At 68.1% G+C, this 15,041-nt stretch carries 11 protein-coding genes and 1 pseudogene; 1 reads left to right on the top strand and 11 read right to left on the bottom strand.

Features of this window, described 5'->3' with window-relative positions:
- Position 1: 1 nt before the first annotated feature.
- The 11 genes and pseudogenes from ACFYYF_RS17170 to ACFYYF_RS17120 form a co-directional block, all read right to left on the bottom strand.
- Positions 2–2,173, bottom strand: coding sequence for a hypothetical protein (locus ACFYYF_RS17170; protein WP_388776340.1), 2,172 nt, complete (start codon positions 2,171–2,173; stop codon positions 2–4).
- On the bottom strand, positions 2,170–2,895 hold the full coding sequence (locus ACFYYF_RS17165; protein ID WP_388776765.1) for an ABC transporter ATP-binding protein: 726 nt from the start codon (positions 2,893–2,895) through the stop codon (positions 2,170–2,172). The genes ACFYYF_RS17170 and ACFYYF_RS17165 overlap by 4 nt, the downstream gene beginning before the upstream one ends.
- Positions 2,896–3,050: 155 nt before the next feature.
- Complete coding sequence (locus tag ACFYYF_RS17160) at positions 3,051–3,410, bottom strand: hypothetical protein (protein ID WP_388776337.1); 360 nt, start codon at positions 3,408–3,410, stop codon at positions 3,051–3,053.
- A 647-nt stretch (positions 3,411–4,057) separates the two neighbouring features.
- A pseudogene (locus ACFYYF_RS17155) lies at positions 4,058–4,201 on the bottom strand (LuxR family transcriptional regulator); the annotation flags it as partial.
- 722 nt (positions 4,202–4,923) lie between these two features.
- A complete protein-coding gene (locus tag ACFYYF_RS17150) occupies positions 4,924–6,051 on the bottom strand; it encodes a sugar ABC transporter substrate-binding protein (protein WP_388776335.1) in 1,128 nt (375 codons plus the stop codon).
- Positions 6,052–6,229: 178 nt separating this feature from the next.
- Positions 6,230–6,535, bottom strand: coding sequence for a hypothetical protein (locus ACFYYF_RS17145; RefSeq protein WP_388776333.1), 306 nt, complete (start codon positions 6,533–6,535; stop codon positions 6,230–6,232).
- A gap of 145 nt (positions 6,536–6,680) precedes the next feature.
- Entirely contained in the window at positions 6,681–7,133 is a 453-nt protein-coding gene (locus tag ACFYYF_RS17140) for a heat shock protein transcriptional repressor HspR (RefSeq protein WP_355982001.1), read from the bottom strand.
- A gap of 7 nt (positions 7,134–7,140) precedes the next feature.
- Positions 7,141–8,328, bottom strand: coding sequence for a molecular chaperone DnaJ (dnaJ, locus tag ACFYYF_RS17135; RefSeq protein WP_361685350.1), 1,188 nt, complete (start codon positions 8,326–8,328; stop codon positions 7,141–7,143).
- A gap of 33 nt (positions 8,329–8,361) precedes the next feature.
- Entirely contained in the window at positions 8,362–9,021 is a 660-nt protein-coding gene (grpE, locus tag ACFYYF_RS17130; RefSeq protein ID WP_361685348.1) for a nucleotide exchange factor GrpE, read from the bottom strand.
- Entirely contained in the window at positions 9,018–10,862 is a 1,845-nt protein-coding gene (dnaK, locus tag ACFYYF_RS17125) for a molecular chaperone DnaK (protein WP_361685346.1), read from the bottom strand. The genes grpE and dnaK overlap by 4 nt, the downstream gene beginning before the upstream one ends.
- A 147-nt stretch (positions 10,863–11,009) precedes the next feature.
- Entirely contained in the window at positions 11,010–12,125 is a 1,116-nt protein-coding gene (locus tag ACFYYF_RS17120; protein WP_388776329.1) for an MraY family glycosyltransferase, read from the bottom strand.
- A gap of 265 nt (positions 12,126–12,390) precedes the next feature.
- Between ACFYYF_RS17120 and ACFYYF_RS17115 the strand changes: the two genes are divergently transcribed.
- A complete protein-coding gene (locus ACFYYF_RS17115) occupies positions 12,391–14,667 on the top strand; it encodes a heterodisulfide reductase-related iron-sulfur binding cluster (protein WP_388776327.1) in 2,277 nt (758 codons plus the stop codon).
- Positions 14,668–15,041 lie beyond the last annotated feature (374 nt).

Below are 15,041 nucleotides of genomic sequence, written 5' to 3'. Positions count from 1 at the left end.
TTCACTCCGATGAAGGCGTCCACATTCCTGCCGCCCGCACCGCGGCATGCGCTCCCCACGAGGCAAGCACCAGGGCGCAGACGAGCGCACCCATCGTGATAGGTGCCATGGATGCAGGTGTCGCCACAGAAGTACTGGTCAGCGGGGTCGCCAGCCACCATGCCACCAAAACCCCGAACACCGCCGCCAAAACGGCGGGCATGAACAGCGACCACATGGCCACTGACCGGAAGATTCGGCGGCTGCCTGTCAGCACGGACAGCGGGGCAAGTTCCCGTCCAAAGCGGAGAAACTCAGCCATCGCACTTGTCCCGGCAGCCAAGCCGATCACTCCGACTCCCACGAGTGACATCAATCTGACCCACTTGGTGGCCGTCACCAGTTTCCCCGTGTCGGACAGGTCACCCAAGGGACGGACGGACGCTTTCATCGCCAGGGATCGGCTGGCTATCCCCTGAATTTCCGGGATCGAGAGCTGCTTGCGACCTTTGCCCACGACGAGCAAGGTCAGCGAACCGCCCTTACCCGTTCCGACCTGTGAGAGCGCGCCGCGTCGCGCGTACCCCTTCGCACCCTGTGCCATCCCGGTTCGGCTCAGGATTTCTCGAAGGCGCACGTCTCTGCCCAATGCCGAGATCCGCACAAATGCCTTCGAGCACGACAGACCGATCTCTCGAAGGGCGGTGCAGTCACCCATGATCTCAACCCGGTCGCCCGCCTGCCGCACACCCAAAGGCAGGGCACCCGACGGAAGCTCGCTCTCGAAATTCCGTACCCGATCACCCACTACGTAGGGGGTGACTCTGAGGACCGTCGTCCCCACTCGCTTCTGTGTCTCCATCGCACTCTGCGTGAACTCCCCGAACACTCCTGTCCACAGCTGCGTCTGGGCGGCAAGTCCAATGGCGATCACCATGGAGGCCACCAGCCTCGACACCGAACGCGACCCGACACCCAGTCGGCGCCCGGAGACCAGAAGCCCCGGAGCACCGACCCGCCGACCGATACTCGCCATGAGCGGACCCAACCACCCCACCCCGGCTCCGATGACCGCGGGAAGAGTCGCAAGTACCACGATGCAACCAGTGACGTAGACAGGTATCCGAAATTCAAGAGGAGCGAGTTCCGCACCTCGCACGGTGACCAGCAATGCGAAGGGAAACACCCATGGAATCCACCCTCTGCGACCCGATACGTAGGTCGGCCTGGTTCCGCCCGAACGCCGATGGCCGGGCTGAAGGACAATCGCCAGGAAGAGCACCGCGATCGGAACACCTGTCAGGCAGAGCAACAGCTCTGGCCACGCGTCACGAGCATCCTCCTTCGAGAGGATGAACTCCACGAGAGGGTAAGACGAATCCAACACGAGTGTGATCGATGCGCTCAAAGCCGCGATACCTGCTCCAAAGGCAACAGGGAGCGCCGCCTCGCCGAGCGTGAAAGCCAGCCTGACTCTCCTGCCGGCGCCCAGTGCTCCGAGCAGTGCCGTTCGCCTGTCCCGAGCAAATGCTCCCACACGTGCCGCGATGACCACCAGGAGAGCCGCCGGGAGAAGAATCAATCCGGCGTATCCGGCATAGAACTTCTGGGCTCCGAAATTATGAATACTTTCTCCGACGAAACCGGCAGATGCCTCGGCACCGAAGCCGCTGATCTCGAACATCTTGGATCGATCGAGCATCTTGGCGCTGGGCCGGACATAAACGAAGCGCTCTGCCGGCGCTTCGAGGCCGGCAGGACGTATGACTCCACCGAAACGCCCGAACTCCTGGAAGACGCCATCGCTCCCATTGGCCTTCAACAGAGCGGGTGACAACACCGCCTCTCCCGGATCAGGCCAGCGAGAGAGACCGGGGGGAAGGGGTGCATCGTCGCCTATCGGCTCGATGTACACGACATCGAACGCCATGTTCCCGATACTTGAGGTGGTCGGCGCCCAGAGCGCCCGGGGGGTCTCGCGCGGGTGGGCAGCAATCAGCCGGGGGGATCGTGCGACGCTGCGTTCTGCGCGGGCATCAAAAGAGGCCGAGGCCAACACCAGGCCACTTGCCGCAAGGGACAACAAAGACGTGGCCAGAACAAGGGACCAGAAGCGAACCCGCCCTGCCTCCGCTGCAAGGGCGGTCGCGCGTCCCATGCGCAGCAACTGACGGAACAGCCCTCTGTCACTCACGCGCCTTCCCCCGTCGCCGCAACCTCCGTACCGGCTGCCAGCCGACCTCCGTCAAGTCGGACTCGCCGATCCGCGCGCTGCGCAACGCTGGCGTCATGTGTGACCACTAGGAGGGCACAGTCTCGTTGCCGTGGCACGCTGTACAGCAGTTCAGCAACGGCGTCACGATGCATAGGGTCAAGTGACCCTGTCGGTTCATCCGCGAGGAGCAGAGCGGGATCGTTCATCAATGCCCGTGCGACTGCTGTTCGCTGCCGTTCACCGCCGGACAACGTCGCAGTGGCAGAACCCTCGGCCGGCACACCCAGCTCATCCAGCAGCTCAGCCGCACGCGCGTAGGCCTCACCGGTCTTCTTGCCTGCCAGGAGACCCGCCAGGGCCACATTCTCCAAAGGAGATAATTCTGGAAGCAACTCGCCGAACTGGAAGACCATTCCGACGTTTTCCCGGCGATGCCGGGCGAGCTCGCGTGACGACAGCCCGCGCTGGTCGACGCCCGCAATGCGCACCGAGCCGGCGTCTGGTTCGACAAGACCGAGGATGCACGTCAACAAGGTCGTCTTCCCACTGCCGCTGGCCCCCGTCACAGCAACAGACTCGCCCGCAGCGACGGACAGACGGACCCCTGTCAGCAGTGACCGGCCAGGCAGACCGTAGTTGAGATCCTCGACTTCGAGCACAACGCGCTCGGTGTAGCCGCCCACTTGCACCTCCAGAGAGATTTCCACATTGCTTGTCCGCCCCGAGCCCCGTCGACGAACAGCACCGTGGGTCCGACTCGCTGAGTAGACTCATGGCGCAGGGAGGGGTGGCGGCCGCCAACACCGGCCGCCACCCCTCCGGCTCTCCGAGGTGGGTCAGCCACGAACTGCGGCGGCTACTCGACCCAACCGCTGCAGGAGTCGGGCCAGTTGTTGTACACCTCGCACACCTGCATCTTGAAGATGGTGGAGTACTTACCGCTCTCCACGGTCCAGGCGTTCCCGTCGTTGTCCTCGAAGTACCTGTCGCCGTAGGCCTGCTTGTTCCACAGGGTGAGCTTGTCGCTCGGGTGGGCGGTCCTGTAGTACTCGGCCTTCACGTCATGGCCGTCGTCCTGGGTGTCCTGGAGGTTCATGACCGTGGCGGACTGTTCGGTCCAGCCACGGGCACCGCCCCGACTGGCCGAGAGCGCGAACGCCGGTGACGCTCCCGCGATGGCGATCACGGTGAGCACACCAACCGCAGCCCGTCTCATCCCTCTGCCGCTCATTGCACCTTCCTTCTTTCGTAGGAGGCCTGTCAGCTCATGCGCAGGCTCGTACTCAGTCCCCGCGTCGTGCGGGGGAAGAGCCCCGGTCGCGCTGGCCACAAGCGACCGGGCAAGGAACAGTGAAGCGTCAGGGGATCCCCTTCTCACACCCCTCTTCCGACGGGTTCGTGCACTCCCATCCCCCATCAGGAGGGTCGGCGCTCATCTGCCCAACGCGCCGTTTGCTCCTTGGGGGTCCCTGGTCGGCAAGAAGGCACGGATGAACGGTGCAGAGTCCGCGTCTCAGGAATCAATCGCAGGCCTGAGCCACCGTCGGCATCCGCAAGTCCTGGTCGCACCCCTACAGAACGACATGGACCTGCCGATCCCTGCCTGGGGGCATGCGCTGCTCCACGATCACGGTGCAACCCATCCAGCCCGTCAGGGCGTGGGCGATCCGGGCATCGATCCGCTCTCACTCACTGCCGCCGAGGCCCCGTGATCGTCTCGGCGATCGCGAAGCCCCCGGCAGGACCCTTCTGGGGATCGCGATCGAGCGCCCGGGGCCGTAGAGTGCGTGGCCGGCCCCCGTGGCGAGCGCCCAGTAGCGGTCGCCGTACGACCAGTACCACCGCTCGGTGAGTAGTTGACGAGGCCAGTTCCAGCAGGCAGGGAACCGACTCGGCGTCCTCGCGGGGCACCCGGCCCCGCCGCACGGCCCGGGAGTACACCCGGTCACCCGCATCGCACAGCCGGTCAGCGCCGTGCGGATGCCTGTCCGTCCCGTGCCCGGCCATCTCCCACCCCTGGCTCCAGCTCCAACCCCTGGCGTGAGCCCCGCGTCAGGGCGTCCTCCGCAGCGCAACTATGCGCGGACGCGTCCGGCATCGCAACAAGGCTGTGCGGCCCGGGAGCGTCCGTTCGCCCTGGATCGCCCGCATAAATCCGGACCTCCGCCGCGGCCCTTGCAACAAGCTGAAGGCCCCGTCCGCCCGGCCCTCCGGAAGCCCTCCCCGAACCCCGGCGCCGACTCCTCACCTCTCCCCCCGGAGGACCCAACTCGGTTCACGGCAAGGGGACTTGAAACGATCAGCCGCACCGCACCCGCCCTCACCCGCGCGACCCCACCCACGGAAGCGGAACCTGAGCTTCCCCCACCAGTGGTACCGGAAAGTTCACACACCCTGTGGATCGCGTCGACCGGCGCCCGTCGCACAGGCCCGTCGCGCAGGCCCGGCGACGGAGGCGAGGGGATCACGCCGGAGGGGGCGCACGGCCGCGGAGAGGCGCCGTCAAGGGCACGGGGCGCCGGAGTGGGCAGGCGCGGGCGCTCGGGCGCGCAGGAGGCCGTACAGCGCTCCCACGGGGGCGCGGCGCCCCTGAGGGGCGATTCCCGGGCCGGGACAGCGGAACGGCCCCGGGCGGAGATGAGCGCCGGGAGCGCGCATCCGCCGGCGGGGCCGGAACCGACTGGTCCTCGCCCGGCCGTCTCGGTGCCGAGACGGCCGGGCGGGGCGTTCTACTTGATGCCGAGCGAGTTGCAGAGCGACTTGTAGGGCGCCGTGCAGATCTTGTTGACGGCGTAGATCCCGTCCTGGACGACCGTATCCTGGATGTTCTCCTTGGTGAGCGCCACCACGGGCACGAGCTGGGACGGGATGTCCTTGTTCGTGGGGCTGCTGACCTTGTCGCGGGTGAGCGCGTCGAACTCGATCGAGCGGCCCTGCACCCGGGCGACGGCCATCTCGGCGGCCGCGTTGGCCTCCTGCGGGTACGACTTGTACACGCTCATGTACTGGTCGCCCTTGATGATCCGCTGCACGGCGATGAGCTCGGAGTCCTGGCCGGTCACCGGCGGCACCTTGCTGACACCCGCGGCCTTGAAGGCGTCGATGACCGCGCCCGCGATGCCGTCGTTGGCGGCGTAGACACCGGCGATGTTGCTCAGCCCGACGGCCTGGATGGACTTCTCCATGTTGGCCTTGGCGTTGACCGGGTTCCAGTCCTTGGTGTCGTACTGGGCCGCGATGATCACCTTGTCCTCGAGCTCGGACTTGGCGCCGGACTTGAACTGCGCGGCGTTCGGGTCGGTCACCGAGCCGTTCATCATGATGATCTTCTTCGAGGCCGAGTTGGTGCCCAGCGCGGCGATGAGCGCCTTGCCCTGGGTCTCGCCGACCAGCTCGTTGTCGAAGGAGATGTACGCGTCGATCGGGCCCTGCGCCAGGCGGTCGTAGGCGATGACCGGGATCCCGGCCTCCTTGGCCTTGCGCACGCCCTTGGCGATCGTCACCGAGTCGACCGCGTCCACGAGGATGACGTCGACCTTGTCGTCGATCATCTGCTGCATCTGGCGGAGCTGCTTCGCGGCGTCCTGCTCGGCGTTCAGGTAGAGGACGTCACCCTTCTTCTCGGTGAGCTTCTGCACCTGCTCCCGGATGATCGGGTAGTCGAACTTCTCGTAACGGGTGTTCGCCTTCTCCGGGAGGAGCAGGCCGACCGTGATGTCGTCGCCCTTCGTGGCGCTGGCCGAGCTACTGCTCCCGCCGAAGGCCCCCATGCCGCAGCCGGTGAGGGTGGTGAGAGCGGTGGCGGACGAGGCCACGGCTATGACGGTACGGCGCAGGCCGGTGTTACGAGTCTTCACATCAGGTGCCTTCCGGGCGAGGTTGCAGCATTGCGACCCAGGTGGCTGAAAGCCAACGCGTTCGATCACCTCAGCGTCAAGGAGTAACCACTTAACGAGATGGCAACGGCGTTTCGTGTTCCACAAGTGAACGCGACGGGAAAAGACTACGCCCATCCACCGACCGATCCCCTCAGCTTCACCTTCTGTCATTCACACGCTCGGCCAACTTGCGTTCACAGGAGTCGTCGGCGCCGACGGTTTTTAACCGCTGTTGACGATCCGTGATCCGGAAAGAACGCGTGCACAGAGCCCCGGCACGCGGGACGCCGCCCCTTCGGCCCGCGCGCCCGCCACGGGCGGACGGGCGGCTCACCGCGCCGGGCACGGCGGCCTCCGCAGTGACCAACCGCACACCGCCCGCCCATAAAAGGCATTTCCACCGCAAACACCACTTCTGATGATTACGCCCGAAATTCAGGTACTGCACGTCGATTTCGCCCATTGGGCGACGGAACGAACAGCGCATTCGCCTACAAAATCGTCACTTCTCCCGGCGCCGGGCCGGCGATCCCGACGCCCGGAACACGCGAAGGGGTCCCGCGTTCCGGACGGACCGCGGGACCCCTTCGGGTGAGAGCGTGAAAGAACTACTCGGACGCCCGCTTGGGGCGCCACACCACCAGCGCGCTGGTCTGCTGGACCTCCTGGTACGGGACCAGGTCGCGGCGGTAGGAGGCGTGCACGGCGGCCTCGCGCTGCTGCATGGCGGCCGCGGCGCCGTCCAGGGCCGACTCCAGCTCCGCCACGCGGGACTGGAGCGCGGCGACCTGGTTCTCCAGTTCGATGATGCGCTTGATGCCGGCGAGGTTGATGCCCTCGTCCTGCGACAGCTGCTGCACCGTGCGCAGCAGCTCGATGTCGCGGGCCGAGTAGCGCCGGCCCCGGCCGGCCGTGCGGTCGGGGGAGACCAGACCGAGCCGGTCGTACTGACGCAGGGTCTGCGGGTGCAGTCCGGAGAGCTGGGCCGCCACCGAGATGACGTAGACCGGGGTCTCCTCGGTCAGTTCATAGGGGTTGCGTCGACGACCGGTCGTGTCCATGGCTCCGTCATGCTCCCTTCGCGGCCTGGAACAGATCCGCCCGCGGGTCCTCACCCGCGGTCGCCTCGCGATACGCCTCCAGCGCGTCACGAGCCTTGCCGGACAGGTCCTGGGGGACCGTCACCTCGACGGTGACCAGGAGGTCGCCCCGGGTGCCGTCCTTGCGGACCGCGCCCCTGCCCCGGGCGCGCATGGTCCGCCCGTTGGGCGTGCCCGGCGGCAGCTTCAGCGTCACCGGCGGGCCGCCCAGCGTCGGCACCTTCACCTCGCCGCCCAGCGCCGCCTCCGCGAAGGTGACGGGCACGGTGACGGTGAGGTTGTCGTCCTTGCGGCCGAAGACCGGGTGGGCGTCGACGTGGACCGTGACGTACAGGTCTCCCGCCGGGCCTCCCCGCTCTCCGGGAGCGCCCTTGCCGCGCAGCCGGATCCGCTGGTTGTCGCTGACGCCCGCGGGGATCCGGACCTGCATCGTGCGGGACGACTTGGCCCGCCCGCTGCCCGCGCACTCCATGCAGGGGTGCTCGGCGATCAGGCCGCGGCCCTTGCAGTCCGGGCAGGGGTCCGTGAGCGAGAAGCCGCCCCCGGAGCCCCGCGCGACCTGCCCGGTGCCGACACAGGTCGGGCACACGCGCGGTGTGCCGTTCTTGTCGCCGGTGCCCGAACAGGCCTTGCAGGCCGCCTGGGAGGTCATGCGCAGCGGAACGGTCGCGCCGTCCACCGCCTCCGTGAAGGAGAGGGTGACCTCGGTGTCGATGTCCTGGCCGCGCCTGGGCTGCGTACGCGTGCCCGTGGTGGCGCCGCCGCGGTTGAACAGGCCGCCGAAGACGTCACCTATACCGCCGCCGAAGCCGCCGGCCCCTCCCGCTCCCTGGCCCTGGGCAGTGCCTCCGAAGAGGTCGCCCAGGTCGAAGTTGAAGTTGCCGCCGCCGGCGCCGGGACCCGGCCGGAAGCCACCACTGCCGAAGAGGGCACGCGCCTCGTCGTACTCCTTGCGCTTCTTCGGATCGCCGAGTACGTCGTTCGCCTCGGAGATCTCCTTGAAGCGCTCCTCGGCCTTGGCGTTGCCCTTGTTGGCGTCCGGGTGGAACTCACGGGCGAGCTTCCGGTACGCCTTCTTGATCTCGGCCTCGGTGGCGTCCTTGGGGACGCCGAGGACCTTGTAGAAGTCCTTCTCGATGAAGTCCTTGGTGCTCATCCCCGACGTCCCTCCTCCCTCGTCCGTTCAAGCTCAGCCCTCGTCCGGGCCACCGCTCTCCTTGTCATCGGCCGCCTCGGCCGAGTCCTCGGCCTTGACCGTCTGCGCTCCGGGCTGCGGCTCGGCGACGGCCACCCGCGCGGGGCGGATGGTGCGTTCGCCGAAGCGATACCCCGGCTGCAGAATCGCCACGCACGTCGTCTCCGTGACGTCCGGCGCGTACGAGTGCATCAGGGCCTCGTGGATCGTCGGGTCGAAGGGCTCGCCCTCCTTGCCGAACTGCTGGAGCCCCATCTTCGCCGCGACGGTCTCCAGGGATTCGGCGACGGACTTGAATCCGCCGACGAGCTCCCCGTGGTCCCGCGCGCGGCCGATGTCGTCGAGCACGGGCAGGAGTTCGGTCAGGAGGTTCGCGATGGCGATCTCCCGGACCGCGATCCGGTCGCGCTCGATGCGGCGGCGGTAGTTCTGGAACTCGGCCTGGAGCCGCTGGAGGTCCGCGGTGCGCTCGCTCAGAGCCATGCGCGCCTGGTCCAGCTGGGCCGTCAGGCCGGCCAGTTGTGCTGCTGCGTCCCCGTCCGGGGCCGCCGCCCCCTCCGCAGAGGGGGTGGCGGTCTGCGGCTCGGCGTCGTCAGAGGTGGCGCCGGAAGGGACGTCGGGCTGCTCTTCGAAGCCCGGGGTCTCCTCCGTCACGCGGCACCGTCCCGGCGGTCCTCGTCGACGATCTCGGCGTCGACGACGTCGTCGTCGGCCTTCGGGGCCTCGGCACCGGCGGCGTCGCCACCCGCGGCCTGGGCGGCCTGGGCGTCGGCGTACATGGCCTGGCCGAGCTTCTGCGAGACCGCGGCGACCTTCTCCGTGGCGGTGCGGATCTCGGCGATGTCCTCGCCCTTGAGCGCGGCCTTCAGCTCCTCGACGGAAGCCTCGACCTCGGTCTTGATCTCGCCGGGGACCTTGTCCTCGTTGTCCTTGAGGAACTTCTCGGTCTGGTAGACGAGCTGCTCGCCCTGGTTGCGGGTCTCGGCGGCCTCGCGGCGGGCGTGGTCCTCCTCCGCGTACTTCTCGGCCTCCTGGCGCATGCGGTCGACCTCGTCCTTCGGCAGCGAGGAGCCGCCGGTGACGGTCATCTTCTGCTCCTTGCCCGTGCCGAGGTCCTTCGCGGTCACGTGCATGATGCCGTTGGCGTCGATGTCGAAGGCGACCTCGATCTGCGGGACACCGCGCGGGGCCGGCGGCAGACCGGTCAGCTCGAACATGCCGAGCTTCTTGTTGTACGCCGCGATCTCGCGCTCGCCCTGGTAGACCTGGATCTGCACGGAGGGCTGGTTGTCCTCGGCGGTGGTGAAGATCTCGGACCGCTTGGTCGGGATCGTCGTGTTCCGCTCGATGAGCTTGGTCATGATGCCGCCCTTGGTCTCGATACCAAGCGACAGCGGGGTCACGTCGAGGAGCAGGACGTCCTTGACCTCACCCTTGAGGACACCGGCCTGGAGGGCAGCGCCGATGGCGACGACCTCGTCCGGGTTCACGCCCTTGTTGGCCTCGTTGCCGCCGGTCAGCTCCTTGACGAGCTCGGCGACGGCGGGCATACGGGTGGAGCCGCCGACGAGAACGACGTGGTCGATCTCGGACAGCTGGATGCCGGCGTCCTTGATGACGTTGTGGAACGGCGTCTTGCAGCGCTCCAGGAGGTCGGCCGTCAGCTGCTGGAACTGGGCGCGCGTGAGCTTCTCGTCCAGGTGCAGCGGGCCCTCGGCGGAAGCCGTGATGTAGGGCAGGTTGATCGAGGTCTCGGTGGACGAGGACAGCTCGATCTTGGCCTTCTCGGCGGCCTCGCGCAGACGCTGGAGCGCCATCTTGTCCTTGGCGAGGTCCACGCCGTGGCCGGAGCGGAACTGCTGCACCAGGTAGTCGACGACGCGCTGGTCCCAGTCGTCACCACCGAGGTGGTTGTCACCGTTGGTGGCCTTCACCTCGACGACGCCGTCGCCGATCTCCAGGAGGGACACGTCGAAGGTGCCGCCACCGAGGTCGAAGACGAGGATCGTCTGGTCGTCCTTGTCGAGGCCGTACGCCAGGGCGGCGGCGGTCGGCTCGTTGACGATACGAAGGACGTTGAGGCCGGCGATCTCACCGGCTTCCTTGGTCGCCTGACGCTCGGAGTCGTTGAAGTACGCCGGGACGGTGATGACCGCGTCGGCCACCTTCTCGCCCAGGTACGCCTCGGCGTCGCGCTTCAGCTTCTGCAGGATGAAGGCGCTCATCTGCTGCGGGTTGAAGCTCTTGCCGTCGAGCTCGATCTTCCAGTCGGTGCCCATGTGACGCTTCACCGAACGGATCGTCCGGTCCACGTTGGTGACCGCCTGGCGCTTGGCGACCTCGCCGACGAGCACCTCGCCGTTCTTCGCGAAGGCGACGACGGACGGCGTGGTCCTGGCGCCTTCGGCGTTGGTGATGACGGTGGGCTCGCCGCCTTCGAGAACGCTGACGACGGAGTTAGTCGTGCCCAGGTCGATGCCGACCGCACGTGCCATTTCGATTCCTCCAGCAATGACTTGAGTGGAACGGACTCAAGTGTGCACGACGTCCGCCTTCCGGTCAACAGACCTGAGTCGTGGGGGCTCAACTCTTATCCGTTCCTTACACGCATGGAGCCTCTGACCTGCGATTCTCTCGCTGCGTCAGTGCACCTTCACCGCTCCCGGAGCCTCCGGACGGGGACGCCCGGGACGCCCCAGCGACCTCGGGGCGGGTCCCCCGGGAGCGGGGATCGCATGCGGACGGTCCCGGCGCGGGCGCACCCCCGGCCGCAGGGCCCCCACGACGGCGACCACCGCCACGGCGCCGGCCACCCACCAGGCGGCCCCCGCCCCCAGCCAGCCGAGATCGATGCACAGCCCCGTGAACGCAGCCGCGAACGCCGCCAGTCCGGTCACGACCATGACCCCCTGCCGGGTGAGCCCCGCCCGCCGCAGCCGGTGCACCAGATGGTCCGGCGCCGGGCGCAGCAGCGGCCGCCCCGCGCGCCGACGCGACACCAGGACCAGGACGGCGTCCGCGGTGGCCACGGCCGTCAGCGCGAAGGCGGCTCCGAGGCCGGGCCCGGCGGGCCGCTCGGCGTGCACCTGCACGACCGCGGAGGCCAGCAGGAAGCCGGCGAACAGCGATCCGCACCGCCCCGGCGCGATCCTGGCCGGGGGCCATCCGTGCATCAGGAAGCCCGTGAGGGCGGCGGCCAGGACGCTGAGCAGCGCCGCGAGCCCGTCCATGAGCTCGGCGGCCGCGCACCCGCTGAGGGCGAACGCGGTGATGACACCGACCGTCCCCATCACTCCGTCGGCGTGGTCCAGCGAGCGGAAGGCGTGCGTGACGAGGACGGTCCAGGCCACCGCCAGCACTCCGGCGGGCGCACCGAGTTCGTCGTAGGGGACGGTCAGCGCGGCGGCGACGGCGACGCCCGCCACGCACACCACCGGGGGCAGGGGCAGCAGGTCGGCGGCGAGGCCCAGCAGGGCGACCGCGATCCCGGCGACCAGGATCCGGCCGGCCTCGGGCCCGAGCGGGGCGGCGCCGGTCCAGTCGCCGGCCCAGCCGACGAGCGCCGTCGCGCCGGCCACGGCGATCCCGCCGAGGAGCGGAACCGGCCTCACCCTCCCGGGTGCCCGCGGTTTCGCGCGGCGCCCGGGAAGTCCCCTCCCTTCGGCCGGGCCGAGGCGCAGGGAGAGCGACCGCAGCAGCGCGGCGAGCGTGGCGGTCAGGAGCAGAGCGGCGATGGCGGCCGTGATTCCGTACAGCACATCGCCAATTTAGGGGTAATTGTCACAGTATTGGGTGAATAACACGATCGGGTTTACGTGTCCTGTCGACCCCGGCCGAAGTGCACCTTGTGCCCGCGCCCCGGGCGCCCACTCAGGCTTCCCTCAGCGACGCAGATCACCGCACCGCTGACTACAGTGCGGCGAAGGAAGTGGGTAGTCTCAGACGGACTGCATAAGTTACCGCTTAGTAATCACCTTCGAGGTCGCCCTCGAAGAACACCTCGCAGGCCCGAGGAGCCCCCGAATGCAACTCGCCGCGATCATTGTGTCGCTGGTCCTGACCGTGGTCGGCGTTGCGCTGCTCGCACGCGCCATCGGTCAGTTCGTCCGGTACTTCAAGCTGGGCCAGCCGGTCCCGGCGGGTGCCCGGACGGACAACCCCTACGCGCGCAGCGTGACGCTGGTCAAGGAGTTCCTCGGCCACACGCGGATGAACCGCTGGGGCATCGTGGGCTTCGCCCACTGGTTCGTGGCGATCGGCTTCCTGACCCTTCCGCCGACCCTCGCCCAGGCCTTCGGCCAGCTCTTCTCGGCCGACTGGACGCTGCCGGTCATCGGCGGCTTCCTGCCGTTCGAGCTGTACATCGAGTTCATCGGCGTGATGACGATCCTCGGCATCGCCGTGCTGATCGCCATCCGCCTGCTGAACCTGCCGTCCCGCCCGGGCCGCAAGTCCCGTTTCGCGGGCTCCAAGGCCGGCCAGGCGTACTTCGTCGAGTACGTCATCCTCACCATCGGCCTCGCCATCTACGTGCTGCGCGGCCTCGAGGGCGCCATCCACCACGTCGACCACTACGAGGCCGCGTACTTCGCCTCGTACCCGCTGGTCCTCGCCTTCAAGGGCCTGAGCGTCACCACCCTGCAGAACCTGATCTACCTCACCGCCATGGTGAAGATCAGCACCTCGTTCATCTGGATGATCGTGGTCTCGCTCAACACCAACATGGGCGTGGCCTGGCACCGCTTCCTGGCGTTCCCGAACATCTGGTTCAAGCGCGAGGCGACCGGCGGGACCGCCCTCGGCGGCCTCCAGCCGATGACCTCCGGCGGCAAGGCCATCGACTTCACCGACCCCGGTGAGGACGACGTCTTCGGCGTCTCCCAGGTCGAGCAGTTCTCCTGGAAGGGCCTGCTCGACTTCTCCACCTGCACCGAATGCGGCCGCTGCCAGTCGCAGTGCCCCGCCTGGAACACCGGCAAGCCGCTCTCCCCCAAGCTCCTCATCATGTCGCTGCGCGACCACGCGCACGCCAAGGCCCCGTACCTGCTGGCCGGCGGCGGCAAGTCCATGGAGGGCGAGGAGAAGGCGTCCGAGGAGCAGCTCAAGGACGTTCCCGCGGCCGCCCTCGCCGAGGCCGAGCGCCCCCTCATCGGCACCGCCGAGGAGAACGGCGTCATCGACCCGGACGTCCTGTGGTCCTGCACCACCTGCGGCGCCTGTGTCGAGCAGTGCCCGGTCGACATCGAGCACATCGACCACATCGTCGACATGCGCCGCTACCAGGTGATGATCGAGAGCGCGTTCCCGTCCGAGGCGGGCACGATGCTCAAGAACCTGGAGAAGAAGGGCAACCCCTGGGGCCTGGCGAAGAAGCAGCGCCTGGAATGGCTCAAGGAGGTCGACTTCGAGGTCCCGGTCGTCGGCAAGGACATCGAGGACCTCTCCGAGGTCGAGTACCTCTACTGGGTCGGCTGCGCCGGCGCCCTGGAGGACCGCGCCAAGAAGACCACCAAGGCCTTCGCGGAGCTCCTGCACATGGCGGGCGTCAAGTTCGCGATCATGGGCGGCGACGAGAAGTGCACCGGTGACTCCGCCCGCCGTCTCGGCAACGAGCCCCTGTTCCAGGAGCTCGGCATGGAGAACGTCGCGGCGCTGAACATGGCATTCGGTGAGGACGACGAGGACGAGTCGACCAAGAAGCCGAAGTCGGCGAAGAAGATCGTCGCCACCTGCCCGCACTGCCTCAACACGATCGGCAACGAGTACCCGCAGATCGGCGGCGACTACGAGGTCATCCACCACACCCAGCTCCTGCAGCACCTCATCGACGAGGGCAAGCTGCTGCCGGTGACCCCGGTCGAGGGTCTGATCACGTACCACGACCCGTGCTACCTGGGCCGCCACAACAAGATCTACACGCCCCCGCGCGAGATCATGTCCGCTGTCCCGGGCCTGCGTCAGCAGGAGATGCACCGCCACAAGGAGCGCGGCTTCTGCTGCGGCGCCGGCGGCGCCCGGATGTGGATGGAGGAGCGGATCGGCAAGCGCATCAACAACGAGCGCGTCGACGAGGCCCTGTCGCTGAACCCCGACATCGTCTCCACCGCCTGCCCGTTCTGCCTCGTCATGCTGACCGACTCGGTCAACGGCAAGAAGAACGACGGCAAGGCCAAGGAGTCCGTCCAGGTCGTCGACGTCGCCCAGCTCCTGCTCGAATCCGTCAAGACGCCGGTCGAGGACGAGCCCCCGGCGGGCGCGGCCGAGTCGGAGAGCGAGCCGGAGCCGGAGCCGGTGAAGTAACCGTCCCGTCCGGACGAGCGTCCGGCACGACTGTCTGAACAGCCGCCTGACCCGGCAGTCAGGCACAGCCGACCGGCTCCGCCCGGATCGGTACGAGCTGCGCCCCCGTGCTCCGCGGAACACGGGGGCGCAGCCGTGCCCGGCCCCGATGAGCACCGCCCCGCAGGCGGAAGCCGCGTACGGAGCCCTCTGGCAGCGGCACCGCCCACGGAACCCTCCGGGGGTGCGGTCCGCGGAGGGTTCCGTGGATGAGGTCCGCGGAGCTTTCCGGGGGTGAGGTCCGTGGAGCCCTCCGGCAATGCCGTTCGCCGAGCCTCTCGGCAGTGCGATCCGCGGGGGCCCGTCGGCAGTGCGGTCGGCCGGGCCCGCCGGGA

This window comes from Streptomyces sp. NPDC001914, assembly GCF_042891215.1.
Lineage (GTDB): Bacteria > Actinomycetota > Actinomycetes > Streptomycetales > Streptomycetaceae > Streptomyces.
Note: the sequence above shows the minus strand (reverse complement) of the source record. Positions and strands in the feature narration are given on the sequence as shown.

Excerpts from the sequence above, each read along its gene's own strand:
- ACFYYF_RS17140 (WP_355982001.1), bottom strand. The coding sequence starts at position 7,133 with ATGGACACGACCGGTCGTCGACGCAACCCCTATGAACTGACCGAGGAG.
- dnaJ (WP_361685350.1), bottom strand. The coding sequence starts at position 8,328 with ATGAGCACCAAGGACTTCATCGAGAAGGACTTCTACAAGGTCCTCGGC.
- ACFYYF_RS17145 (WP_388776333.1), bottom strand. The coding sequence starts at position 6,535 with ATGGGCGAAATCGACGTGCAGTACCTGAATTTCGGGCGTAATCATCAG.
- dnaK (WP_361685346.1), bottom strand. The coding sequence starts at position 10,862 with ATGGCACGTGCGGTCGGCATCGACCTGGGCACGACTAACTCCGTCGTC.
- ACFYYF_RS17160 (WP_388776337.1), bottom strand. The coding sequence starts at position 3,410 with ATGAGACGGGCTGCGGTTGGTGTGCTCACCGTGATCGCCATCGCGGGA.
- ACFYYF_RS17115 (WP_388776327.1), top strand. The coding sequence starts at position 12,391 with ATGCAACTCGCCGCGATCATTGTGTCGCTGGTCCTGACCGTGGTCGGC.